This is a genomic window from Bacillus haynesii (genome assembly GCF_001969855.1).
Classification (GTDB): Bacteria; Bacillota; Bacilli; order Bacillales; family Bacillaceae; genus Bacillus; species Bacillus haynesii.
Genome location: NZ_MRBL01000005.1, coordinates 41,647 through 66,912 on the forward strand (window position 1 = coordinate 41,647; position 25,266 = coordinate 66,912).

The 25,266-nt window shown below is 47.1% G+C and carries 24 protein-coding genes; all 24 read right to left on the bottom strand.

The window, feature by feature from the left end:
- Positions 1-14 precede the first annotated feature (14 nt).
- The 24 genes from BTA31_RS04855 to rbfA all read right to left on the bottom strand — a co-directional run bounded on the left by BTA31_RS04855 (position 15) and on the right by rbfA (position 25,263).
- Positions 15-806: a YmfK family protein gene (locus BTA31_RS04855; RefSeq protein ID WP_003181917.1), complete on the bottom strand. Its 792-nt coding sequence runs from the start codon at positions 804-806 to the stop codon at positions 15-17.
- Positions 807-1,052: 246 nt separating this feature from the next.
- On the bottom strand, positions 1,053-1,310 hold the full coding sequence (locus BTA31_RS04860; protein WP_006638104.1) for a DUF3243 domain-containing protein: 258 nt from the start codon (positions 1,308-1,310) through the stop codon (positions 1,053-1,055).
- Positions 1,311-1,380: 70 nt separating this feature from the next.
- A complete protein-coding gene (gene ymfI, locus BTA31_RS04865; RefSeq protein WP_076789406.1) occupies positions 1,381-2,112 on the bottom strand; it encodes an elongation factor P 5-aminopentanone reductase in 732 nt (243 codons plus the stop codon).
- A gap of 86 nt (positions 2,113-2,198) precedes the next feature.
- The gene (gene yfmH / locus BTA31_RS04870; protein WP_076789409.1) at positions 2,199-3,485 is read right to left on the bottom strand and encodes an EF-P 5-aminopentanol modification-associated protein YfmH; all 1,287 of its coding nucleotides are present in this window, start codon (positions 3,483-3,485) and stop codon (positions 2,199-2,201) included.
- Positions 3,482-4,762: an EF-P 5-aminopentanol modification-associated protein YfmF gene (gene yfmF, locus BTA31_RS04875; protein ID WP_076789412.1), complete on the bottom strand. Its 1,281-nt coding sequence runs from the start codon at positions 4,760-4,762 to the stop codon at positions 3,482-3,484. Before yfmF ends, yfmH begins: the two co-directional genes overlap by 4 nt.
- 141 nt (positions 4,763-4,903) lie before the next feature.
- Complete coding sequence (locus tag BTA31_RS04880) at positions 4,904-6,109, bottom strand: bacillibactin exporter BcbE (protein WP_193427213.1); 1,206 nt, start codon at positions 6,107-6,109, stop codon at positions 4,904-4,906.
- 137 nt (positions 6,110-6,246) lie between these two features.
- Positions 6,247-6,972 (bottom strand): GntR family transcriptional regulator, encoded by a 726-nt coding sequence (locus tag BTA31_RS04885; protein ID WP_076789418.1) that lies wholly within the window; start codon positions 6,970-6,972, stop codon positions 6,247-6,249.
- Between the two features lie 131 nt (positions 6,973-7,103).
- Entirely contained in the window at positions 7,104-9,446 is a 2,343-nt protein-coding gene (locus BTA31_RS04890) for a DNA translocase FtsK (protein WP_076789421.1), read from the bottom strand.
- Between the two features lie 118 nt (positions 9,447-9,564).
- Positions 9,565-9,780, bottom strand: a complete 216-nt coding sequence (locus tag BTA31_RS04895; RefSeq protein WP_003181904.1) for a YlzJ-like family protein — start codon at positions 9,778-9,780, stop codon at positions 9,565-9,567.
- Positions 9,777-10,523 carry a ClpP family protease gene (locus BTA31_RS04900; RefSeq protein WP_043926417.1) on the bottom strand — a complete coding sequence of 249 codons (747 nt, stop codon included), beginning with the start codon at positions 10,521-10,523 and terminating at the stop codon, positions 9,777-9,779. The genes BTA31_RS04895 and BTA31_RS04900 overlap by 4 nt, the downstream gene beginning before the upstream one ends.
- 102 nt (positions 10,524-10,625) lie before the next feature.
- On the bottom strand, positions 10,626-12,290 hold the full coding sequence (gene rnjB, locus BTA31_RS04905; protein ID WP_076789424.1) for a ribonuclease J2: 1,665 nt from the start codon (positions 12,288-12,290) through the stop codon (positions 10,626-10,628).
- Positions 12,291-12,437: 147 nt separating this feature from the next.
- Positions 12,438-13,307, bottom strand: coding sequence for a 4-hydroxy-tetrahydrodipicolinate synthase (dapA, locus tag BTA31_RS04910; RefSeq protein WP_076789427.1), 870 nt, complete (start codon positions 13,305-13,307; stop codon positions 12,438-12,440).
- Positions 13,308-13,337: 30 nt separating this feature from the next.
- The gene (gene dapG, locus BTA31_RS04915) at positions 13,338-14,552 is read right to left on the bottom strand and encodes an aspartate kinase (RefSeq protein ID WP_076789430.1); all 1,215 of its coding nucleotides are present in this window, start codon (positions 14,550-14,552) and stop codon (positions 13,338-13,340) included.
- A 90-nt stretch (positions 14,553-14,642) separates the two neighbouring features.
- A complete protein-coding gene (gene asd / locus BTA31_RS04920; protein WP_076789433.1) occupies positions 14,643-15,683 on the bottom strand; it encodes an aspartate-semialdehyde dehydrogenase in 1,041 nt (346 codons plus the stop codon).
- Between the two features lie 126 nt (positions 15,684-15,809).
- A complete protein-coding gene (dpaB, locus tag BTA31_RS04925) occupies positions 15,810-16,403 on the bottom strand; it encodes a dipicolinate synthase subunit B (protein WP_094777404.1) in 594 nt (197 codons plus the stop codon).
- Positions 16,400-17,299 (bottom strand): dipicolinic acid synthetase subunit A, encoded by a 900-nt coding sequence (gene dpaA, locus BTA31_RS04930; protein WP_076789437.1) that lies wholly within the window; start codon positions 17,297-17,299, stop codon positions 16,400-16,402. Before dpaA ends, dpaB begins: the two co-directional genes overlap by 4 nt.
- Positions 17,300-17,442: 143 nt before the next feature.
- Positions 17,443-17,703, bottom strand: coding sequence for a YlmC/YmxH family sporulation protein (locus BTA31_RS04935; protein ID WP_043926410.1), 261 nt, complete (start codon positions 17,701-17,703; stop codon positions 17,443-17,445).
- 84 nt (positions 17,704-17,787) lie between these two features.
- Positions 17,788-19,017 (bottom strand): M16 family metallopeptidase, encoded by a 1,230-nt coding sequence (locus BTA31_RS04940; protein ID WP_076789440.1) that lies wholly within the window; start codon positions 19,015-19,017, stop codon positions 17,788-17,790.
- Between the two features lie 36 nt (positions 19,018-19,053).
- Entirely contained in the window at positions 19,054-20,016 is a 963-nt protein-coding gene (locus tag BTA31_RS04945; RefSeq protein WP_043926408.1) for a polysaccharide deacetylase family protein, read from the bottom strand.
- Positions 20,017-20,160: 144 nt separating this feature from the next.
- Positions 20,161-22,278 carry a polyribonucleotide nucleotidyltransferase gene (gene pnp, locus BTA31_RS04950; RefSeq protein ID WP_076789443.1) on the bottom strand — a complete coding sequence of 706 codons (2,118 nt, stop codon included), beginning with the start codon at positions 22,276-22,278 and terminating at the stop codon, positions 20,161-20,163.
- 201 nt (positions 22,279-22,479) lie between these two features.
- Positions 22,480-22,749, bottom strand: a complete 270-nt coding sequence (gene rpsO, locus BTA31_RS04955) for a 30S ribosomal protein S15 (RefSeq protein ID WP_003181879.1) — start codon at positions 22,747-22,749, stop codon at positions 22,480-22,482.
- A 184-nt stretch (positions 22,750-22,933) separates the two neighbouring features.
- The gene (ribF, locus tag BTA31_RS04960) at positions 22,934-23,893 is read right to left on the bottom strand and encodes a bifunctional riboflavin kinase/FAD synthetase (protein WP_043926406.1); all 960 of its coding nucleotides are present in this window, start codon (positions 23,891-23,893) and stop codon (positions 22,934-22,936) included.
- Between the two features lie 15 nt (positions 23,894-23,908).
- Positions 23,909-24,838 carry a tRNA pseudouridine(55) synthase TruB gene (gene truB / locus BTA31_RS04965; protein WP_076789446.1) on the bottom strand — a complete coding sequence of 310 codons (930 nt, stop codon included), beginning with the start codon at positions 24,836-24,838 and terminating at the stop codon, positions 23,909-23,911.
- 71 nt (positions 24,839-24,909) lie between these two features.
- The gene (gene rbfA, locus BTA31_RS04970) at positions 24,910-25,263 is read right to left on the bottom strand and encodes a 30S ribosome-binding factor RbfA (RefSeq protein WP_043926405.1); all 354 of its coding nucleotides are present in this window, start codon (positions 25,261-25,263) and stop codon (positions 24,910-24,912) included.
- Positions 25,264-25,266 lie beyond the last annotated feature (3 nt).

Sequence of the window (25,266 nt, forward strand, 5' to 3'; positions counted from 1 at the left end):
AAACACCTTCCATTTTAAAAATCAAAGCCGGAAAAACCCGAATGGTCAAACATCTGCGGTTCTTCAGCATGTTCATATGTAATCACCTCATCGGGGCTGTTTCGCAATTCGATGATGTAATCAAAATCGTCCATCGTATATTCCGTATTTTGCACGAAAATGTCCGGGTGCTCGACAACTTTGGTCGCCGGCAGCCGCATGATCTCACTGACGAGCTGCAAATGGCGTTCAGATCCTCTTCTCGTCGACACAATGCCGTCCAAAATGAAAACATTCTCCGGACTGTATTCATCGGCAATCAGCTGGCTTCTGATCGTTTGCTTCAGCAGTGTTGAAGAAACAAAAAGCCACCTTTTGCTTGCACAGACGCTTGAAGCAACAATTGATTCCGTCTTGCCGACGCGGGGCATTCCCCTGATCCCGATCAGCTTGTGCCCGTCTTTTTTAAACAGTTCAGCCATAAAATCGACAAGCAAGCCGAGCTCGTCGCGTTCAAACCGGAACGTTTTTTTATCGTCTGCATCCCGCTGGATATAGCGGCCGTGCCTTACAGCGAGACGGTCGCGAAGCTTCGGCTCGCGGAGCTTCGTCACTTTAATCGTATCCATCGTGTTCAGAATCGATTCCAGTCGCTTGATCTGATCTATATGACGGCATTTTAACAAGAGGCCTCTTCTTTGAGTATCGACGCCGTTAATGGTCACAATATTAATTGAAAGCATCCCCAATAAAGAGGATATATCTCCCAGAAGTCCGGGACGGTTGACTTGGATTTCATATTCTAAGTACCATTCGAGCTTTGCCAAATGATAACCTCCCTACCCATCATCGTAGCAAAAATTTACCTTCCTTTATCATAAAGCATTTTGTCTCAATTAGAAAGCAGAATGTTGTGATTAAATAAGAAAAACGTCCGTTTCCCAAAATCGGGAAAAACCTGCTGTAACGGCGCCTGCATGCTGTTTACCCTGTCGGGGCGAAAAGCAAACAACAAAAGCGGTGCGCTGACAAAGCCGCGCCTATAAAAAAGAGAGAGTGAACACACTCTCTCCTTAATGTGAGCTGTTGTTTTCAACAAGCTTAACCATCACGTTCGCAATGGCGCGCTGCTCTTCTTCGGAAGCCACGCTCCAAAGGTCTGCGAGCACTCGTTCTTGATGGTTTTTTGAATCAACCTCACCGGCCAAATAATCGCCGATCTCATATGCGAGATCTGAGATGGTTTCGTTTGACATTCCTTTTTCTTGGGCATAGTTCAAACGGTCGCCCAAAAAGTTTTTCCACTGATCCCAATTATCCAGTACGGACATATCAGGCCCCTCCATTCTCTTGAAGTTACAGCCTTATTATGATCTGGGGGACCGTAAACTATACATGTTTTTAACAATGCCAGCCGCCATTAACTGACAAAATTTGACCCGTGATATAAGATGCCTTTGCCGAGAGCAGAAACAGGACGGCGTCTGCAACCTCTTCTGCTTCGGCCAGCCTTCCCATCGGAATCTCATCGACGATCATCTCTTGTTCCTCTTTTGAAAACGAGCCCATCATCTTTGTTTTCACAGCGCCCGGAGAAACGGCGTTGACCCTGATGCCGCTAAGCGCAAGCTCTTTTGCAAGAGCTTTGACAAACACATTTTGTGCGCCTTTTGTCATGCTGTATAAAACTTCGCACGACGCCCCTGTTTCACCCCAAATGGAGCTGACGGCTACAATGGCGCCGGATTTTTTCCTGACCATTGCCGGCAGCAGATTCCTCGTCAATAAAAACGGGCTTGAGACATGGAGCTGCACCATGTCCTGTACAGCCTCATCGGACATGTCTGTCACAAGCCCGCGGAAACTTTGTCCGCTGTTTAAGACGATGCCGTCAAGCGCCCGCCCGCCGATGAAAGCGGAAACGGCTTTTGCGCCGCCGGGGTCTGACAGATCGCCGTGAATGATTTCGGCGTGAATGCCGTATGTATGTGTCAGCCTTTCTGCAAGTGCAGCGGCTGCCTTCTCATTTGTATGGTAATGGAGGAGAAGATCATACCCGTTTTGCGCCAGCTTTTCGCTGATGCTTTGCCCGATTCCGCCGCTTGCGCCGGTGATAAGAGCGAGTTTTGTCATACCATATTTCCACCTTTCCGTTAAAAAGAAGAAAGGTTCAGCGTGCATCGGAAATGTCCTGACACGCTGAACTCTCAGGCCTTGCTTTATGATTTTGGAACGACTTTGCAGACGGTGATCCTGTCTTCCTCGATTTCTTCCTGGATGACGCGGTAAACGTCCTCAAGCGTAATTGATTCGAGTACGGTGACGATATCAAACAGACTCGTCTCCAGAAAAGCATACCGTGTAAACTGGTTGGCGATGTACTCAGGCGAATTCATTGATTTTAGGAAATTGCCGATTTTTTTCTTTCTAGCCAGTTCCAGCTTTTCGGCTGTTATCGTTTCTTTCGCTTTGAACAGCACTTGTTTCAGCTCCTCGGCAAGCTTGTCGGGCTCAGGCGTATCGCCGCCGACAGAGACGAAGCCAAATCCGTGTTCTTCGGTATAGTCATAGCTGAAAGTCTCATCGATATACCCTTGTTCATAAATTCTTTCATAATCGCTGGAGCTTTTGCCGAACAGGCACTCGAGGATGAGATTGATGGTCAGCTCATGCTTCAGCAAGGCTTCTCCCGTATTCATCGGATGAGCGCTTTTTAAACCGACGAGGCATTTTGAGCTTTGAACATTCATTTTGATTTCCTGTTCTTTTTTGAATACAGCCCCAGGCTCTTTAACTTCTTTGCGGACGATTTCAGGCTGGTCTGTATACGGTTTTTTCTGCTGGTTTTCGCGGACCTGGCGAATGATCGCTTCGGGATCGACCGGACCGACGACAAACAGCAGCATATTGCTCGGGTGATAGAACGTCTCATAGCATTCATACAAAAGGTCTTTTGTAATATGCGAGATGCTTTCGATCGTCCCTGCGATATCGATCCGGACAGGGTGCTCCTGGTACATGTTTTCGATCAGGCCGAAAAACAAGCGCCAGTCGGGGTTGTCATCATACATGTTGATTTCCTGTCCGATGATGCCTTTTTCTTTCTCAACCGTTTTTTCCGTAAAGTAAGGGTCCTGCACAAAGTCGACGAGCGTTTCCAGGTTTTCTTCCACATTTGACGTGCTCGAAAACAGGTAGGCCGTTCTTGTGAAAGAGGTAAACGCATTTGCCGAAGCTCCCTGCCTGCTGAATTTCTGAAAAACATCGCCGTCTTCTTTTTCGAAGAGCTTATGCTCCAAAAAGTGTGCGATTCCGTCAGGCACGCGGACCATTTCTTCTTTTCCGAGCGGGACAAACTGATTGTCAATCGATCCGTATTTTGTCGTAAAAACCGCATATGTCTTGTTAAATCCTTCTTTCGGAAGAACATAGACATCGAGGCCGCCGGGCATTTTTTCGTAATATAGTGTTTCCTTCAACTGTTTAAATTCGATCGTTTTCGTCAAGATGCTCCCTCCGTCCCTTTGAGAAAGTACGTTGTATCCAAATCGATTTTCTTTCCGACTTCGATGATGTCGTCTTTTGTGACATTGTCGATTCGTCCCAGCCAGTCTTCCAGGGAAAATTCGGTTTGGGCGGCAGCCTGCTGATAAATAAATTCGACTAAACCGTACGGTGTATCAATCGTTTCAAGAATCTGGTTTTGAATGACGGCTTTCGTCTGGTCAATCGCCTCTTCGGTAAAGCTGCCTTTTTTCATTTCCTGAAACTGCTCCTTGATGATGTCGACGGCTTTTTGATAATTGCCGACTTCAATTCCCGACATCACCATCAACAGCCCTTTAAAGCTTTCGATTCTGGAAGCCGCATAATAGGCAAGGCTGGCCTTTTCCCTGACATTAATAAACAGCTTTGAATGTGAAAATCCGCCAAACAAGCCGTTAAACAGCTGAAGCGCCGGATAATCATCATCCGTAAAATGCGTTCCCGTCCGAAATCCCATGTTCAGCTTACCTTGCTTGACATCAGCATCCTCGACGACTTCCTGAGGCTCCCTTGTGCGGGTTTGCTCAAGCTTGGGAACAGATCTCGGCTCCCGCTCGTTTGCTTCGAAGTATTTGGAAATGTACGAATCCACCTGCTGCTCATCCACATCCCCAACGACATAAATATCGAGCTGGTCTTCGCTGACCGCTTTTTGATAAGCTTCATACAGGCTTTGAGGCGTGATGCCGTCCACATCATCAAGCTCACCGTTGACGTGAAGCGCGTATGGCTCATCTTTGCACATCTCCTGAATCAGCCTCAAATTTGAATAGCGCATTTTGTCGTTATATACCGCCTGTATTCTTTGCTTTAGTGTACGTTTTTCCTGAGATACGTACAGCGGCAGAAAAGCCCCGTCTTCAAGCGCCGGCGAAAAAATGATCTCTGACAAAAGCTCGAGCCCTTTTTCCAGAAGCGGTGTCTGATCCTTTAAAAATTTTTCGTTTGCGATATCGAGCCTGAATGTAATGACATGCATTTCCCCTTTTTTGGAGAGGTCGCACGATACGGAAGTTCCGTAAAGTTCATCTAGATACGTTCTGAGATCGGCCGTTTTGGGGCGGGTGCTCGTTCCCCGCAAAAGCACATGCGGAAAAAGCGCCCTCTCTGTCACATCTTCCTTTGTTAAAGGAGCAAGCATTTTAAAAATAATCGAGACGGTTTTGAATTTTTCCGTTTTGACAATGTGGCTTGTCAATCCGCGATGCTTTCCTTTTATTTCGTTAAGGTATGTCATTCTAGAACCTCCTTCGTCCTTGTTTATATTATGTATTATGACCACATTTCAGCATATGCGCTTGGACTGTATGGTTGTAATTATATCAACTGGAGGAGATTTAAGGAAACTAAAAAACCTTATGAAAAAGACGGTGCAGATTTACACCGTCTTTGCAGCTTCATTTTCGTCTTCCTTCGGGTCAATATTAAACAGCACAAGCGCTAAGGCGGCTAAACCGCACAAAAGCGATACAATGAAAATCAGCCACCCCGCATTTGTCATCATATAAGCGAATACCGGCGGTCCGAGCGCAACACCGATGAACCGCATACTGTTGTAAAACGAAGAGATCGTGCCGCGCTCTTCTTTTTCAATTCCCTCGGTAATCAGCGCATCCAAAGAAGGGAGCGCTATTCCGATGCCGATGCCGCCGATGGACATAAACAAAAATAACGGGTAAAAGCTGTGGTTCCACCACAAACCGGCAAACGACAGAGACAGAAGGATCATGCCGATCAGCACGCAGGTCTTCATTCTGATCTTATCGTTTCCGATCAGCTTTCCGGCAAGATAGGAACTGACGGAAAGGAAAAGCAGCGGAATGCTGAGAAGCGCTCCTTTTGCAATCCCGTCAATTTGATGCTTTTTCTCCAAAGTATCCGACAGGTAAAAGAGAACCCCGAATAAAAGAAACATAATGATCCCGCCGATGACAAAAATGGAAACGAGCCACCGTCCTTCCCGTTTAAAAATCTCCTGTACGCTTTTTGCAAAGTTTTTTAATGTTTGCTTTTCATCATCTTTGTCCTTCGGTTTGGGAACAAAAAACAAGACGAGAAAAAAGCTGGCAAGAGACACGATCGGAATAAACCAAAACGGCATGTACCAAACCCAAGCTGCTAAAAAAGCCCCTAATATCGGGCTTAATACTTTACCGGCAGTATTGGCCGTCTCTATATCTCCGAGTCCCGCGCTGATTTCTTCATCATTTTGGAACAGGTCGCCGATAAACGGCATGACGATCGGCGCTGCGCCGGCTGAGCCGATTCCTTGAAGGACGCGCCCTGCTAAAATCATCGCAAACGGATCTTTGAAAAAAGTTGAAGCGAAACCTGCCAGAGCTCCTCCAGCTCCCGCAATCACAAGGCATGGGAGCATGATCTTTTTTCTGCCGAACCGGTCTGACATATAGCCGGTAATCGGGATGCATATAATCGCCACAATTGAGTATACCGTGATGATCAACGACACTTGAAACGAAGAAATGTTTAATTTTTTTTCGATCACCGGCAAAACCGGAATCAGCATCGAATTGCCGAGCGTCATCACAAGCGGGACCGAAGACAGCGCAAAAATGCTTTTCATGTCTTTTTTTCTGCTCAACTTTTTTCACCCAATTCATCAGTATTTCCATCTGTTATAGTTCCATGATGCGGGCTTATTTATGTATGAGCGCTAAGGCGGACAAAAAAAACAGCCGCTCCTAATCGAGCGCCCGCATATCAAAAACGTTTTCTGACGACGTGAAATCTGAATTTATCGGCCCGAAAATAGTTTAAAGAATATAAAACGGGCTTATCGTTTTGGTCATAATGAGTCTGTTTGAGCAGCAGCAAAGACGTTTCAGGCTCGCATTCAAGGATTTGGGAAATGGTGTCGTGATACCCGATTGGCACAATATCGGCAACAGCGTAGCTGATCACGGCGCCCGATTTGTTCTCAAGCCATTCAAACATCGATTCCTGCTCGTGTGAAAAACCTTCCGGGAGAATATCCACAGGTATTTTATCAAGGCAGTAGACAACCGGCATTCCATTTGCCGTTCTCACCCGCTCAAGCAAAAAGATCTCCGTTTCTTCCGCATATTGAAACCGGAGCATATCTTCTTCGGTAGGAGCGGTAACCTGTGAGGACATAAAAATGGTTCCCGGCGTCATGCTTGCCTGCTCGATCATTTTTGTAACGCTGTTCAGCTGCTCAATACCTGAAAGAAATAACGGTCTGGCATTTACAAAATGTCCGACTCCATGCCTTCTGATGATGACGTTTTCTTCTTCCAGTATTCTAAGCGCTTCGCGCAAAGCCGTTCTGCTCACACCAAGCATCTTTGACAGCTCAAATTCAGACGGGAGCCGTTCATTCTCGCAAAAGACCCCATTTTGAATATCATCTTTTATCCGATCAATCACTTTTAAACATAACCGTTGATTGTCAGCTTTTATCGACATGTTTTCCCTCCGTCTGACAGATCAGATTCAAATTACCTTTAATTGAGGATAACTATATCATGTTTTGTCAAATAAATAAATAGATGTTTTTAGTTTACATAATGAAATTATGTCAAACAAGAACTCTCTTCTCAAGAAGAGAGTTCTTCGTATTGCTCTTTTGACAAGAGGACTTCACGGGGTTTTGATCCTTCATATGGGCCGACGATCCCCCGTTCTTCCATGGCATCGATAAGCCGCGCCGCTCTTGTGTAGCCGACGCGGAATCTCCTTTGCAGCATCGACACGGAAGCCGTCTGCATGCTGACGACAAGTGCGACTGCTTCGTCGTAAAGGTCGTCTGTCACTTCGCTGACCGTTTCCTGCGTCTCTTCTGGAATCATTTCCTCTTGGTATTGGGCCTTTTGCTGGCTGATGACGTGATCGACAACTTTTTCAACTTCTTCGTCTGACAGGAAGGCTCCTTGAACGCGGAGCGGTTTGTTGGCGCCGACAGGCAGAAACAGCATGTCCCCTCTGCCGAGAAGTTTTTCTGCGCCTCCCATATCAAGAATCGTCCTGGAGTCGGTCTGCGACGATACGCTGAAAGCGATCCTTGACGGAATATTGGCTTTAATGACCCCTGTAATGACATCGACCGACGGCCGCTGTGTCGCGATGATCAGATGGATTCCCGCCGCCCTGGCCATTTGCGAAAGCCTTGTGATCGAGTCTTCTACATCAGAGGAAGCGACCATCATCAAGTCGGCAAGCTCGTCCACAATCACAATGATGTATGGAAGCTCCGGCTGCTTTGCTTCTTCTGCGGCATTCATCCGTTTAATATAGTCGTTGTACCCTTCAATATTTCTCGTTCCCGTGTGAGAAAACAATTCATAGCGCCGCTCCATTTCGTTGACGACTTTCTTCAAAGCCTGCGATGCTTTTTTCGGGTCTGTCACGACGGGAGCGAGCAAATGTGGAATCCCGTTGTAGACATTGAGCTCGACCATTTTCGGGTCAATCATCATCATCTTCACTTCATGGGGCTTTGCCCTCATCAAAATGCTTGTAATGATCCCATTGACACAGACGCTTTTCCCGCTTCCTGTCGCTCCTGCAACAAGAAGATGGGGCATTTTGTTGAGCTCTGCCAATACCGCTTCTCCGGAAATGTTTCGGCCAAGGCCGATCATCAGCTTTGCATCCGGCCGGTCATTCAGTTTCGATTCGAGCACTTCTTTCAAGGAAACCATCGCGACTTCCGCATTCGGCACTTCGATTCCAATCGCCGATTTTCCGGGGATCGGGGCTTCGATGCGGATATCTTTGGCCGCGAGCGCAAGAGCCAAGTCATCACTTAAGTTGACAATTTTGCTGACTTTGACGCCCACATCAGGATAAACTTCATATTTCGTTACGGCCGGACCGAGATGAACCTGGGTGACTTTCGCCTTAACTCCGAAGCTTTGAAACGTCTTTTCCAGCTTCCTGGCATTATCGTAAATATTCTTTTTATCCGCCTGCTGCCCTGTATGCTTCGGATCATCCAGCAATTGAATCGACGGAAGCTGATAATCCTTATTTTCAAGCTCTGTGAACGTGATCTCAGGCGCGCCGGAGGCCTGTATTTCCTCACCGGTTTCAGTCTCAGGAGGATGTTCGGCAGGAGCCGGAGCTTCGTACGCTTGAACTTCGGGCTTTTCATCGTGGTCGGAAAAGCTTGAAATAATCGGTTCTGATTGAATAACCGGATCTGGATCAGGCTCCGCTTCTTGTACAGGCTCTTCAGTCACTTTCGGTTTTCTCTGCGCCTTCTGTTTTTTTCCGGATTTCTTTTTCGGCGAGCTGCTTTTCATTTGTTTAAGGTCTGCTAAAAAGGCCTGCCACTGGTTTTTAATGAAGGACGCGACCGGGGTCATCCATTTGATCAGCGTCTCCTGAAGCGAACGATCCGTAATCAAAAGAAGGCCGATCAAGATCAGGAAGACGGCGATGATTTTAGACCCTGCAGATGCAAACAGAAAGTATGAAGCCGCGAATAAAAGGGCTCCAATCATTCCGCCCCCAAGATCAGGTGATCCTGTCTCGCCTTTTACATCCATCAGAAACAGCTCCCACGTATTTTGAATCACGCTCGGAGACTGAACCATTCCCCTTTCAGTCAAATGCTGAAACAGCTGGACATGGGAAAGAAGCAGCATGCTTGCGATGATGCAGTAAAGGCCCGCTTTTCTCCTCGTCAAAAAACTGGGTGTTTTCTTCTTCCAAAATAAAGACAGGCCCGTTAAAAAGAGGCCGAGAAGGCAAAGGATGAACCATTCACCGGCGAAAAAGCGGAACATGTAAATGAACGTTTGCCCTGCTACGCCAAGCTGCAAAACCGCAATAATCGAGATGGCGATACAGATTAATCCGTACAATTCAAATTTAAGATAGATCCGTTTTTTTCCTTGTTTTTGTTTCTTTGTTGATTTTCGTTTTCTTTTTGCCATGTTCCATCACCTTACTGCGTGTTAAAAAATGTAAAAACAAAGAGAAAGCAGCCTTTTTCGGCTGCGATTTTCCTCTGGATTCCCCTATTATAGCATATTTATCCTTGTGACACTCCAGCTATTTATAAAATGTCAGTTTAAGCGTCTGCCCCGGGGCCGTTTCTTGTTTTAAAAAATCCATCGGATTCGTGCTGAGAACCTGAACAACCCTTGCTTCCTCTCCGTTCATTTCGACTAAAAGGGGCACGCCGTTTACATCGATCTGTTTTAAGTTCGAGTTTTCCGCCTGCCCTGCGAACACGATTTCCTGCGGCATTGTCGTATACAGAATCATTGGATCATCCCTTCCTGGGCTCCCTTGTTTTGTTCGATTAATTGATTCAGCTTTTGAATCGCCTGTCCGACTCCGCCGGTTTCATCGATTAATCCGTATTTCACCGCATCGTTTCCTACGACATTCGTCCCGATATCACGGGTCAAATTGCCTTTTGAAAACATCAGCTCTTTAAATTTTTCTTCCGATATGTTGGAATGACTTGTCACGAAATTGATGACCCTTTCCTGCATTTTATCGAGATACTCAAATGTCTGCGGCACACCGATGACAAGCCCTGTCAGTCTGACCGGATGAATCGTCATCGTAGCTGTTTCAGCGATATAGCTGCGGTCGCAGGACACTGCGATTGGAACTCCGATTGAATGTCCGCCGCCCAGTACGATAGAAACCGTCGGCTTTGACAGAGACGCCAGCATTTCCGCAATCGCAAGGCCCGCTTCAACGTCTCCTCCGACCGTGTTTAAGATGATGAGCAGTCCTTCGATTTTAGGATTCTGCTCTACTGCAACGATCTGGGGAATCACATGTTCATACTTTGTTGTTTTGTTTTGGGGAGGAAGCTGTACGTGACCTTCAATTTGTCCGATAATGGTCAGGCAGTGAATGTTGGTGTCCTGCCCCATTTGCGGGAGTGTCGTTTCGCCTAGCTGCTGGATTTTGTTGACGAGACTGTCTTTTGCGTCTTGCTTAGCCGGCTGCTCCCCTTGGCTGTCCCCGTTTTGTATCCGGTTTGTGTCCATCTGGCTCACCTCTTTCTCGAGTTTCTTTTGTATTATGGACAATGGCGTTTTTTTCATTCAACGCATAAGGCATGAAAAAAAACCAAGAGGAGTCTCTTGGTTTTATACTTCCATGATGATTGGAATGATCATTGGTTTTCGTTTCGTTTTTTCGTATAGGAACTGGTTTAATGCGTCACGCATCGTCTGTTTTAAGGCGGACCATTCGACGACGGCGTTTTCTGTGCTTTCGTTGACGAGTTCCCTGACAAGCTCTGTCGCTTCAACGATCAGCTGCTCAGATTCTCTGACATAGACAAAACCTCTCGTGATAATTTCGGGTCCTGAAACAAGATGTTTTTTCTTTTTATCAAGGGTAATCACAACGATTAAGATTCCGTCCTGGGATAGAAGACGGCGGTCTCTGAGCACGATGTTGCCGATATCGCCGACACCGAGTCCGTCGATCAAAATATTGCCTGAATGTACTTTATCGCCGATTTTGACGTTTTGTCCGCGGAATTCCACGACGTCTCCTTTTTCAATTAGGAAAATGTCGCTCCGTTTCATGCCGATTTCTTCGGCAATCTTGGCATGCGCTTTTTGCATTCTGTATTCACCGTTTACTGGGATTAAATACTTCGGCTTCAACAGGTTGAGCATCAGCTTCAGCTCTTCCTGACAGCCGTGGCCTGATACATGGACGCGTTTTTGTGCGAATACGACCTGGGCGCCCGCTCTCGTTAAGAGGTCGACCGCTTTGGAGTAAATAAGCTCCTGACCCGGGATAGGGGAGGATGCGATCAGGACGGTATCCCCTTTCTCAATGTCAAGCTGCTTATGCCCTTGTTTTGCGATCCTGGTCAATGCGGCGAGCGGCTCTCCATGGTTGTCCCCTGTCAGAATCGCGACTTCTCTTTTCGGATACTTTTTGACTTCCTGAACAGGGATGAACAGATCTTCATCTGCCGTGACATACCCGAGTTTCATCGCCAGCTGGAGTATCGCCGAAATATTTTTTCCTGAAACCGCAAGCTTCCTGCCGTTTTGGAGCGCGGCATCAATGACCTGTTGAATCCGGTTAAAGTTAGACGCGAACACGGCAATGATCACGCGGTTTTCGGCATTGTACATCACATCTGATATCTCTCCGCCGACGAGTGCCTCTGAAGGCGTATAGCCCGGTTTCTCGGCATTAGCACTGTCGGAAAGCAGGCACAGCACACCGCTGTTGCCGATTTTGGCAATTTCGCCGATGTCGCTTGTCTGGTTTAAAACAGGTGTCTGGTCAAATTTAAAATCACCTGTGCACACGATGGATCCGAGGGATGTTTTAAAGCTGACACCGACGGAATCCGGGATGCTGTGATTTGTATTGAAGAATGACACCTTTGTCGATTCAAATGTAATAACGGATTTTGAATGAATTTCTCTTAAATCGGGCTTCTTGTTTACACCGTACTGCTTCAGCGTTTCCTTTAAAAGGGCAAGCGTCAGCTTCGTTCCGTAAACAGGCACAGAAAGTTTGTTCAGGCAGTAAAATACGCCGCCGATGTTTTCCTCATGCCCGTGTGTGAGAAAAATCGCCTTTACGCGGTCAGATCGTTCAATTAAATACGAAATGTCAGGGATGACCACATCGATACCCAGCATTTCATTTTCTGGATGCATGAGGCCGGCGTCAACCACGAATATGTCAGAATCGATTTCGATGACATAAAGGTTTTTTCCGATCTCTCCGACGCCTCCTAAGGCGATGATTCTAATATTTTCTGTATTTTTTTTCAAATTGTAATCCTCCTAATCTAAGTACCCGTCCATCATCACTTGTCCCTATTATACCTGAATCTAAATTTAGAAAACAAGAACCATTATGTATATGACAAACGGTCATCCCCTCCAAAAGAGAATGACCGTTTTCGTCCGTATTGTTTTTTACAGGCCCTTCATCAGGCTGCTTAAACGGAGTCGTTCATCTTCATTTAGCGGAATCAAAGGGAGCCGGACGGACCCGACGTCAAGACCCTTCAGCTGAAGAGCCGTCTTTAATGGAGACGGGTTCGGTGCGGCAAAAAGCCCTTTCATCAGCGGAAGCAGCTTTTGATGGATCAAAGCAGCCTGAGCCGTGTTCCCCTCCGTATAATGTTTGATCATTTCCTGCATTTCCGGTCCGATGATGTGTGATGCAACGGAAACGATTCCTCTCGCTCCCACGGACAGCGCCGGCAGTGTCAGGCTGTCATCTCCTGAATAAACCGCAAAGTCCTCAGGGGTTTCAGCTACGATTTTTGTTATCGCATCCAGGTCGCCGCTCGCTTCTTTAATGGCAATGATATTCGGGATCTCCGCAAGGCGGATCGTCGTTTCCGGTGCGAGCGAAGCAGCCGTTCTTCCCGGCACATTATAAAGCATGACAGGCAGTGACGTTTCCTCCGCAATCGCTCTGAAATGGCGGTACATGCCTTCCTGAGAAGGCTTGTTGTAGTACGGAGTGACGAGCATGACGGCGTCAGCGCCGGCTTCTTCAGCTTTTTTCGTCAGCTTGATCGACGCCTTCGTGTTGTTGCTTCCCGTGCCGGCGATGATCGGGGCACGGCCTGCCGCTTCCTTGACAGAGTATTGAATGAGCGCTATCTTTTCTTCTTCGGAAAGCGTCGGCGATTCTCCGGTTGTTCCGGCGACGACTAGGGAATCCGTCCCATTGTTTAGTAAATAATCGATCAGCTTTGACAGTTTTTGAAAATCGATATTTTCATTTTTGTCAAAGGGCGTAACCATTGCGGTTGCGATATTTCCGAAATTCATTTTTTTCACCTCATCATGATTCAATCATATTTATTTTGACAGTTCAAACACTTCATGCAGCGCATTCACGGCCGTCGCCATATTGTTCTCGTGCACGAGCACCCATATCGTCGTATGGCTGTCAGCAGACTGCAAAATCGGAATGCCTTTTTCTGATAAAGCGGTAACGATTTTTGAGGTGACGCCCGGAACGCCCATAATTCCCGCGCCAACAGCTGACACTTTCGCGCAATTTCTCGTCACGGCCGGTTCATAGCCCAATTCCTTCAGGATGCTGTGGGCGCGGTCTGTCATGTTTCCAGCCACCGTGTAGACAATTTCACTTGGTGTAATATTGAAGAAATCGACGCTGATGCCGGCATTCGCCATCGCTTTAAACACTTCAGTCTGTACGTTATATTGTCCTTCTTTTGCCGGGACTTTAAACTGTGTCACGTCTTTCACATGGGCGATGCCTGTGATGAGCCGCTCAAAAACGTCGCTTCCGGCTTTTGAGTTGTGATGGCTTGTGACGAGTGTACCCGTCTCGTTTGAATAGGTTGAACGCACGCGGATCGGCACTTTCGCCTGCATTGCGATTTCAACGGCTCTCGGGTGGATTACCTTTGCCCCCTGGTAGGCTAAATTACAAATTTCCGTATAGGTAATCACAGGCAGCGGCTTCGCTTTTTCAACGATGCGCGGATCAGCGGTCATGACGCCTTCGACATCTGTATAAATATCGATAAATTCCGCGTCCAATGCCGCGCCAAGCGCAGCGGCCGACGTATCGCTTCCGCCGCGGCCGATCGTTGTGATGTCCCCTTTTGCAGTCGCGCCTTGGAAGCCTGCGACGACGACCGCATCATGGTCGGCCAGCATGCTGACAAGCCGCTCCGGCTTCATTTCGAGAATTTTTGCATTCGTATGGTTGTTGTCCGTTAAAAAGCCCGCTTGCGCACCGGTTAAAGCAGCTGCTTTAATCCCGTTTTCCAAAAGCATGCTGGTGAACACAACAGAGGAAATCGTTTCTCCACATGATAAAAGCATATCCTGCTCGCGCTCGGTCATTGTATCCTGTCCGCCGTAAAGCAGATCAAGCAATGAATCAGTCGCATACGGATCGCCTTTCCGGCCCATGGCCGATACGACGACAACCGCTTTGTATCCTTCATTGACCGCTTCCTGAATATGGTTTAAGGCAAGCTTTCTGCCGCGGTCATCTTTTACAGACGTTCCGCCGAATTTTTGAACGATGATTTTCACTTTATTTCACTCCAAGTTGATTTCGGACGTAACAGAAGAGAGCAGGCTTTCATTTTTGCCTCACTCTCTTCTCACATCCCGTTAGAAATCTTAAACTAAATTTAAAGCTTTTAGGCTTTCTGCGATTTGTACGGAATTCCATGCCGCGCCTTTCAGCAGGTTGTCGGAAACGATCCACAGATGGAAACCGTTCGGGCGGTCAAGGTCTTTTCTCACCCGGCCGACAAACACGTCTCTTTTCCCTACTGCATCTGCAGGCATCGGATAGACCTGTTCAGCCGGATCATCCTGCAGAACGACGCCCGGAGCTTCTTTTAACAGGTTTTTAATATCTTCTGCTGTTACATCAGCATGGTCTGTTTCGATGTAGACGGATTCTGAATGCCCTGTTGCAATAGGCAGTCTGACACATGTGGCTGAAACTTGAAGCTCAGGCATGTGCATGATTTTTTTCGTTTCATTTATCATTTTCATTTCCTCAAACGTAAAGCCGTTTTCCTGGAATTTATCGATTTGAGGAATAGCGTTAAATGCAATTTGGTAGTGTTTTTCATCACTCTTCACCGGCATGATCTCAGGTTCGAACGGTTTGTCGTTCAAAATGGCTTCGGTTTGCCCGTAGAGCTCTTTTACCGCTTCGTTTCCGGCTCCCGACACCGCCTGATAAGTCGACACGATGATTTTGTTTAAACCGAAAGCCTTGCGGATCGGTTCAAGCGCAACAACCATCTGGATTGTTGAACAGTTCGGATTTGCAATAATGCCGTTGTGCTTGTGCAAATCTTCCTCATTGACCTCAGGTACGACGAGCGGAGTGTTTTGGTCCATCCGGAACGCGCTCGTGTTGTCAATGACGATCGCCCCGCGTTTGACAGCCTCGTGAGCAAGCGCCTGCGAAACGCTTCCCCCGGCGCTGAAAAGCGCGATGTTGACGCCTTCAAAGCTCTCTGGACGAGCTTCTTCTACAGTGTACTCTTCGCCTTTGAAAGTCAGCTTCGTACCTGCTGAACGTTTTGAGGATAATAAAGTCAGTTTATCCAGTTCAAAATTCCTGTCTTCTAGTGTTTTTAACATTTGCTGTCCTACAGCGCCTGTCGCACCAACTACTGCTACATGTAATCCTCTGCCCAATTGTAAAACTCCTTCCACCTTAATCGTCGTAAACGATTGGTTGACTATGCATTTTACATTTTATTTTAACATAGATGTGTGCCGTGGTGATTGATATTTTTTGTTACAACTTTATTTTCAAAAGATTTATTGATCATTATGGACCAGGATGGGCTGCATTTGTTTATGGGAGAGGGCTTCTTCGACCGCCGGCACTAAAAGATCCATTTTGGCGACGAGCGAATTCGGCTTTTTGTAAGGATCATCCTGGCCGAACGGAATAAAGTAAACGTTTTTTGCCGCCATCAGCCTCATCAAGTTGACGCCGTTCAAGCCGAGCGCGTCATTCGTTGAAATGCCGAGAACGACGGGGCGGGAGTTTCTCATTGTCGCCTTGGCCGCCATGAGAACCGGACTGTCCGTCTGGGCGTTTGCGAGCTTGCTCATTGAATTTCCCGTCAATGGCGCAACAACCATGCAGTCCAGCGGTGTTTTCGGTCCGAGAGGCTCCGCTTTCGGAATGGAATCAATGACTTTAAATCCAGTCAGTTCTTCTATTCTTCTGACCCATTCTTCCCCTTCTCCAAAGCGTGTGTCCGTCGACTTGACAGTATGCGTGACGACAGGTCTCACTTCAGCTCCTTTGTTGATCAGCGCTTCAATTTGCGGAAATACGGCATCATACGTGCAATGTGAACCCGTCAGGCCAAATCCGATTCTTTTTCCTTTGATCGACATTATGACAGCCCCTTTCGGTCAGTTGTTGATTCAGACAAAAGGTTGCACAAAACATTGGCAATAATCTGTCCCGCCGTTTTAGGCGCGACGATCCCGGGAAGTCCTGGAGCAAGCAGCGCTTTAATGCCTTGCTTTTCGGCAAAATCAAAATCAGTGCCTCCGGGACGGGTTGCTAAATCGAGAATTAATGTTCTGGGTGTCATTCGTGAGAGGACATGTTTATTGAGAATCAGGCTTGGAATGGTATTGATGCAAATGTCGATATTTTCAACATGCTCTGCAAGTTCGTTTGTGTGGAAAGGAGTGAGTCCCATCTCCATGATTCTGGCGAGGTGGGCGGAGTCGCGCGCTCCGACTTTTACGCGTGCGCCGAGCGCCGAGAACGTCCGGCTGATGCTCATTCCCGTCCGCCCGAGCCCGAGAACCATCACATTCGAGCCGTGAATCGTAAAGTCTGTATGCTGTATGGCCATCATAATGGCACCTTCGACTGTAGGTATCGAGTTGTAAATCGCAATATCGTCTCTTTCAAATAGCTTGATAAGACGACGGTTCGCCCCTTTGGCCATGCCGTCTAAATACTGGTTTGAAATCCCTGAATAAATCGCGCAGTGAGGCTGGGTTTTTTCTAAATGTTCTTGTTTTAACACCACTTTTTCATTGGAAAAAACAGTCGCAACCGTTCCTTCCATCGATGTGCCCGATACAGGCAGAATAATGCTGTCTATTGTGCCGAAGTCAAGTTCGGTCAGCTTTAGTTTTGTAGCTCCGGTAAACCCGTGATCAAGCTGGTCAAAACCGATTAAAAAGACCTTTGCATCCTGTTCTGTCAGCTTGCGGATGATCTCGAGCTGCCTTGCATCGCCGCCGATGATTGCAATCGTCAATCCGGTTAACATGGCTCTAACATTCACCTTCTTTTTTGACAAGGATCTAATTCATAAGCTAATTTCATCATATGACAAAAAGGAAATAGCGGTGAATTGAAATCCAGAAAAACAAAAAGCCCGCCCCAAGGGACGGGCGGGTGTTCCAGCCTTGCTTACTCATCTTTTGTCACGCTGCTTTCCGGAACATCCAAAATGATCATATCCGATCCGATTTTTTGAATCTGCGACCAGGGCACCTTGATGTCATTCCCCTGTTTTCTGCCAAGTCCGAACCATTTAACAGAAGGGATGATAAGAGCTGTAATCTGTCCGTCCTGCTCATTGATCTCAAGATCCGTCTGACCCAGTACGCCGAGCCGTTCGGCCCGCTTGACATCGACGATTTCTTTTCCCGAAAGTTCACTCAGCCTCATGAAAAAACCCCCTTTTGTTATGATGTATGAACCGATAATAAAAAACATGCCTGCCTAAAAAGACAAGCATGTTTTAAGAAGGCTTTATTTCGGCAGCTCACCCGACGGGCTGATTAATGCAGATGAGTAATCATCGGTGAAAATCCGGTTGGCAAGATTGTTCACACGCTCGAGGCTGACGGCATTCAACTTTTCGATGATTTCATCAAGCGTCCGGTGTTTACCGAGCAATAGCTCATTTTTGCCGTTGCGGCTCATTTTGCTGTTTGTGCTTTCGAGACTGAGCATTAGGCTGCCTTTCATTTGCTCTTTGCTGTTTTCAAGCTCTTTCGGTGTAATACCGTCGCTTTTCAGCATGCGCAGTGTTTCATGAATCGTTTCTGACAGGAGCTGAAGCTGATTTGCGCCGGTTCCGGCGTAGATGGTCATCATGCCGCTGTCTTCATAGGAAGTGTGGTAGCTGAACACGGAATATGCAAGACCTTTATCTTCACGGACATCCTGAAAAAGACGGCTGCTCATGCTTCCTCCCAAAATATTATTGAGAACGATCAAATCATAGATTTCCGGGTGGCCTGCTTCCAGCCCGTTGAAGCCGAGGCAGAGGTGAGCCTGTTCGGTTTCTTTTTTGCGCGTCATTTTCTCATGGTGAAAATCCGGTTTTGTCATGCCGGTTCTTTTGCCTTTGGCTTCATATGAGCCGAAATGCTTTTCAGCTTCTTTTATAAAAGTTTCCGGTACATTTCCGGCTATCGAAATGACGACGCGGTCAGGCGTATAATATTCGTCCATATACTTTCTGAGCGAATCTCCGTCAAATTCGGCAAGCGTGTCCTCTGTGCCAAGGATCGGATAACCGAGGGAATGGCTGCCGTATGACGCTTTGCTCAAGAGATCGTGAACGATGTCATCAGGCGTGTCCTCATACATTTTAATCTCTTCATAGACGACGTTTTTTTCTTTTTTCAATTCTTCTTCGTCAAATGATGAATGAAAGAACATATCAGAAAGCACTTCCAGAGCATAGCTTGCATGCTCATCGAGAACTTTGGCGTAATAGCACGTATATTCCTTTGAGGTAAACGCGTTGACCTGTCCGCCGATTCTGTCAAAAGACTCTGCGATGTCCCTTGCAGTGCGCGTTTTTGTCCCCTTGAAAAACATGTGCTCAAGAAAGTGCGAAATACCGTTAATTTCAAGTGTTTCATGTCTTGATCCGGTTCCAATCCAAACTCCGATGGCCACAGACCGGACAGTGGGATTGTTTTCGAATACGATTCTTACCCCATTTTGACAAGTATACCGTTTAATCAAATTTGTTCCTCCTATTCAAAGAACGGGCCGCACATCCTATTCTTCAACAAGCCTTTTTTCATTCATCAGCTGTGAAACAGTTCCGATTTGATAGCCTTTTTCATGCAGGTTCTGTATCAAAACGGCAAGACTTTTTGCAGTTGGATCTGTCGGATGCATTAATATCATGGCGCCGTTATGTACTTTGCTTAATACCCGTTGCTGTAAGACGGCCGGCTGCGGTTTCTGCCAATCGATCGTATCAACTGTCCACAAGATCGTTCCCATCCCCATCTTGTGAGCCTGATCCACAACCTCTTTGCGGAAGCTGCCGCTCGGCGGGGCGAACCACTTCGGCTTGACGCCGAGCGTTTCATCGATTTGTTCATTTGTCTTCCGCAGCTGTTCTGAAATACGTTCTCTCGTCAGTTTGCTCATATCCGGATGATTGTATGAATGGTTTCCGATTTCATGCCCGCCGTTTTGTATGGCTTTTGCCAGCTCAGGATGATGTTTCACCCATCTGCCCTCCAGAAAAAAGGTGGCTTTGACACGATGCTTTTGCAAAACGGGAAGCATCTCTTGCAAATATTCATTACCCCAAGCGACATTGATAATAAACGATACCATCGGTTTATCCGGGTGTCCGCGATAGATCGGCTCAGGCTTTAAGGAGTCTAAATGAACGTCAGGTTTCACTTGGTCGTAAACGAGCAGCTTCTCATCAAATGCACCTGCCCGTTTCATTTTTTTGTACGATTTTTCGATGTTTACTTTTAAGCCGTTGTAGCCGGGCATCGCTTTCCATATGCGATCAATTTTCGCATTCTGGGCCTTCACTTCATATTCAGGCGCTTTTTGCAAAAGCTCCTGGTACAATTCATCCTTTTGAGCGGCAACCGTGACCGCGTCTTTTTTCATCGCATCTATGTAATGTTGTGAATACGGACGGTTCATCATCTGATAGGACATCAGCAAAAGAAAGAAAAAAACGGAAACACGAACAATCGTTCTTTTCAATTGTATTCCTCCCTTCCCCACAAAGTATGTGAGAAAAGGACAAGATAGAACCGGACCGTTTTCACGGCTTAAAACAAAGAAGCCGGGTTACCCAGGCTTCCTTTTGCTTTGAAGACGAAGACAGAAGCAAGATAGACACCGTTTTTACGATTTTTGCTCTTCTTTTTCCTTCTGTTCCCGCAATACAGCTTTTCTTGATAAGTTGACGCGTCCTTGTTTATCGATTTCGGTAACCTTAACAAGGAGCTCGTCGCCGATTTTGACGACATCTTCGACTTTTCCTACCCGTTCGAGCGCAAGCTCTGAAATATGGACCAGACCGTCTTTTCCGCTGAACAGTTCAACGAAAGCTCCGAATTTTTCAATCCGCTTTACTTTACCTAAGTAAAGCTGTCCAACCTCAACTTCTCTGACGAGGTCTTCGATGATTTTCTTCGCTTTTTGGTTCATGCTTTCATCGGTAGAAGAAATGAAGATTGTGCCGTCTTGTTCAATATCGATTTTAACGCCTGTATCTTCAATGATCTTATTGATTTGTTTTCCGCTTGGTCCGATGACGTCGCGGATTTTATCCGGATTGATCGACATCGTCAAGATTTTCGGCGCATAAGGAGAAAGCTCTTTTCTTGATTCAGCCAATGTGCTCAGCATGCTTTCAAGGATCTCCATTCTGCCTTTTTTCGCCTGCTGAAGCGCCTCTTCCAAAATCTCTCTCGATAAGCCTTCAATCTTAATATCCATTTGCAGGGCTGTGACGCCTTTGGACGTTCCTGCTACTTTAAAGTCCATATCCCCGAGATGATCTTCCATACCTTGAATATCGGTTAAGACCGTGTAATTGTCACCTGATTTGACAAGGCCCATCGCGATTCCGGCAACCGGGGCTTTAATCGGCACCCCTGCATCCATCATCGCAAGCGTGCTTGCACAAATGCTCGCCTGGGAAGTGGAACCGTTTGATTCAAGCACTTCAGAGACGAGGCGGATCGTATACGGGAAGTCTTTTTCAGACGGAACAATCGGTTCAAGCGCACGTTCCCCGAGGGCTCCGTGCCCGATTTCGCGTCGTCCCGGCCCGCGCATCGGCCCTGTTTCCCCGACGCTGAACTGCGGGAAGTTGTAATGGTGCATAAAGCGTTTTGATTCTTCGACACCGAGACCGTCTAAAATCTGCACATCGCCAAGCGCACCGAGCGTACAAATGCTGAGCGCCTGAGTCTGACCCCTTGTAAAAAGTCCTGAACCGTGTGTTCTCGAAAGGAGGCCGACTTCTGAAGAAAGCGGGCGAATCTCATCGACAGCCCGGCCGTCAGGACGAACTTTTTCCTCCGTGATCAGACGGCGCACTTCATTTTTAACAAGCTGCGACAAAATGTCTTTCACTTGTTTCAGCGTTTCTTCATCGTGTTCCTCTTCTTCAAACTTTGCCAAAACCTCATTTTTCACTTCGCTGATCGCGTCCTCGCGCGCGTGCTTTTCATGAACCTGAATGGCTTTTAAGAGGCTTGATTCAGCCATTCCCCGCACTTTTTCTTTCAGATCGGAATCGATCTCATACAGGGTAATTTCTGATTTTTCTTTACCGACAGCGGCGACGATTTCCTCCTGGAACGCAATAAGCCGCTTGATCTCCTCGTGACCGAACATGATCGCTTCAAGCATGATCTCTTCCGGAACTTCGTCTGCTCCTGCTTCAACCATGTTGATCGCATCTTTCGTTCCCGCTACGACGAGGTGAATGTCGCTTTTTTCAAGCTGTTCAAGTGTCGGATTGATAATGAATTCGTTGTCAACCCGGCCTACCGTCACTCCGGCGATCGGCCCTTCAAACGGGATGTCCGATACGCACAGCGCAAGAGATGATCCAAACATTGCCGCCATTTCCGATGAACAATCCTGGTCAACGCTCATGACGATGCTGACGACTTGAACTTCATTCCGGAAGCCGTCTGCGAACAGCGGGCGGATCGGCCGGTCGATTAACCGGCTGGCAAGAATCGCTTTTTCGCTCGGTCTTCCCTCTCTTTTAATAAACCCGCCCGGAATCTTTCCGACGGCGTAAAGTCTTTCTTCATAATTCACTGTTAACGGGAAAAAGTCTACGGTTTTAGGTTCTTTTGAAGCCGTTGCGGTGCTGAGCACTGCAGTGTCTCCATAACGCACCATGACAGCTCCGTTTGCTTGTTTTGCAAGCTGGCCGGTTTCTACTGTCAGCTTGCGGCCGGCCCAATCTATGGAAAAGACATGTTTCTCTTGTCCCATTCTTATATGAACTCCTCTCTTCGGATAGTTTTTAGGTTACTCCTATTATGAACGAAATGAATTGAACATATCAATGGCAAAGTGCTATGTAAAGAATGAATCGGTGTCATTTAAAATCATTTATATGAACAACGCGTTTGGGAGTTGCCGGATATTCGTTCTTATACGATAAAAAAGCGGGAATCCTCCCGCTTTTTACGATTATCGACGTAATCCTAGTTTGTTGATCAACTCACGGTAACGAGTTACGTCTTTGTTACGAAGATACGTAAGAAGATTACGACGTTTACCTACCATTTTAAGAAGACCGCGACGTGAGTGATGGTCTTTCTTGTGAGTGCGTAAATGCTCGTTCAAGTTGTTGATTTGATCTGTTAGGATAGCGATCTGAACTTCCGGTGATCCCGTGTCAGATTCGTGTGTTTTGAACTCATTGATGAGTTGTGTTTTACGCTCTTGAGTAATTGCCATCCTGTTTCACCTCCATATAATATTAGCCCCGATTACCTAGCAAACGCCGGTGATTCGATTTGCCAAGTGAACGGTTTTAAAGCTACAGACAATATGATACTAGAAAGACGGGCCTAATGCAACCATTTATGATGAAGTTTAGCTTTTATCACCATTGTTGACGCGTATTGCCGTTTCCATACATCTAGATTCCGGCCGGCTTCCGCTCTCTGAAGAAGCGGATCGCTTCTTCTTTGTCTCTGGAAATCTGTTCGACAAGCTCGTCAACGCTGCCGAATTTTTTCTCGCTCCTCAGCCGCTTATACCATTCAACCTTGATTTCGGATCCGTATATGTCACGGTCAAAATCGAATAAGTTGACTTCGATTGAAGGCTGCCCCGGCCGTTTTTCGTAAAACGTCGGCTTGTATCCGACATTGCAGACGCCGTTGTAGACAGCGCCGCCGATTTCGGCTTTAACAGCATACACACCTGTCGGCGGGACGATGTATGTGTCTTTAAGGCCGATATTGGCGGTCGGAAATCCGATCGTGCGGCCCCTTTTATCACCGTGGATCACAAAGCCTTTCACATGGTACGGCCTGCCGAGCAGTTCAGCGGCATACTCGACGTCGCCGGCTCCCAGGACGCTGCGGATCCTCGTGGAGCTTACCTTTTGATCCTGATTGGAATATTTTGCGACAGACGTGCTTTTGACACGGCCTTTCGCATACGCCTGGAAGTTTTCCATTGTGCCTTTGCCGAATTTCCCGAAGGTAAAGTCAAATCCGGCTACAACATGAGTAACGTGAAAGCCGAGTATATATTGATCGATAAATTCCTCAGGTGATAGAGAAGCGAATTCGGGGGTAAATGTGACAACGTATAAAAAATCGACCCCTAAATCTTCGATAATGCTGATTTTGTCCTGCAAAGGCGTGATTAAGTCTTTCGGCTCCCGGCCTTTTTTGAGCACGGCAGAAGGGTGGGGATGAAAGGTCATCACCGACGTTTTGACCCCTTCTCTTGCCGCGGTGTTTTTTGCTGTAAGAATCACTTGCTGATGTCCCAGGTGAACACCGTCAAAATAGCCTAATGCCATAACTGATGTCGGAAAATCCTCACGCTTTAAGTCGTGTGGGTGGGAAATATGTATCGTCTTCAAGAACGGTCACCTTTTCTATTGTTCGCTTTTTTGCACGAGTACTTTTGCCGGCTTCAACAGGCCGGTTTTGGTCGGATGCGGATAATAGACGGCTGTGCACCGGCCTGCTTCCGTAAAGACCGCAATGCGGTCTTCGCTCGTCAAATGAGAAAAGCTGCCGGGCGTTTCAAGCACTGCTCCATTTTCCACTTTCTTAGCTAATGTATCACTAATTATCCATTTCGGCAAATGATCAAGCGCACGTTCGATGGGGACAAGCTTTTCAGATAATGTTCCGTCAGCGCTCAAGCCTTCGACGTCTTCAAAGGTCAAACATTCATCAAGGGTGAAAGGGCCTGACGCGGTCCTGACCAGATGGGACATATGCGCGGGATATCCGAGCTTCTCCCCGATTGTTACCGCCAAGGTCCTGACATATGTGCCTTTTGAGCATGTCACAACAAACCGGAAGCGGGCTTTATCCTGCTCATGGCGAATCTCGGATGTCAGTTCGATATGGTGGATGGTGATGGTCCGTTTCGGCCGTTCAACCTCGATTCCAGCCCGCGCGTACTCATACAGCTTTTTGCCGCCTACCTTGACAGCGGAATACATCGGCGGGACTTGCTCAATCGCTCCTTCAAGAGATCTCAGGACGCTCTGCACGGTCTGTTCATCAGGCGGCACTGAGACGGGTTTCTTTTCTGTCACTTCCCCCGTCTGGTCTTCTGTCGCCGTTGAAAAGCCAAGCGTGACCTCTGCATCATATGTTTTGGACTTTTCGGTCAGATACTCGACGATTTTGGTTGCCCTCCCGACGCAGATCGGGAGAACACCCGACACCTCGGGATCCAATGTACCGGTATGGCCGACCTTTTTTGTTTTCAGCAGTTTGCGGATCTTCATGACGCAGTCATGCGAAGTCATGCCGGCCGGTTTATGTAATAGAAGGACTCCGTTATACATTCGTGTTTCTTCGCCCCTTTCTTATTTGGAGCTAAAAAGGACAGGCAGTCGCCCGCCTATCCTTTTTAAGCTTATGATTCTTCTTTGTTTTCGTTCAGCTCGTGAATCAATGTTTCGATACGGTTTCCGTAATCGATCGATTCATCGAACTCAAACTGGATTTCAGGTGTTTTGCGAAGCCTGATTCGGTTTCCAAGTTCGGAACGAATAAAGCCTTTTGCTTTTGCCAGGCCTTTGAGCGTTTCTTCCCGTTTCTTTTCATCGCCTAAAACGGAAATATACACTTTGGCAATTTGCAGATCACCTGAGACCCTGACATCGGTGACTGTTAAAAATCCGATTCGCGGATCTTTCAGTTTTCTGCCGATAATGTCACCAAGTTCTTTTTTCATCTGCTCACCCACACGGGTAGCTCTCATCGTCATGAC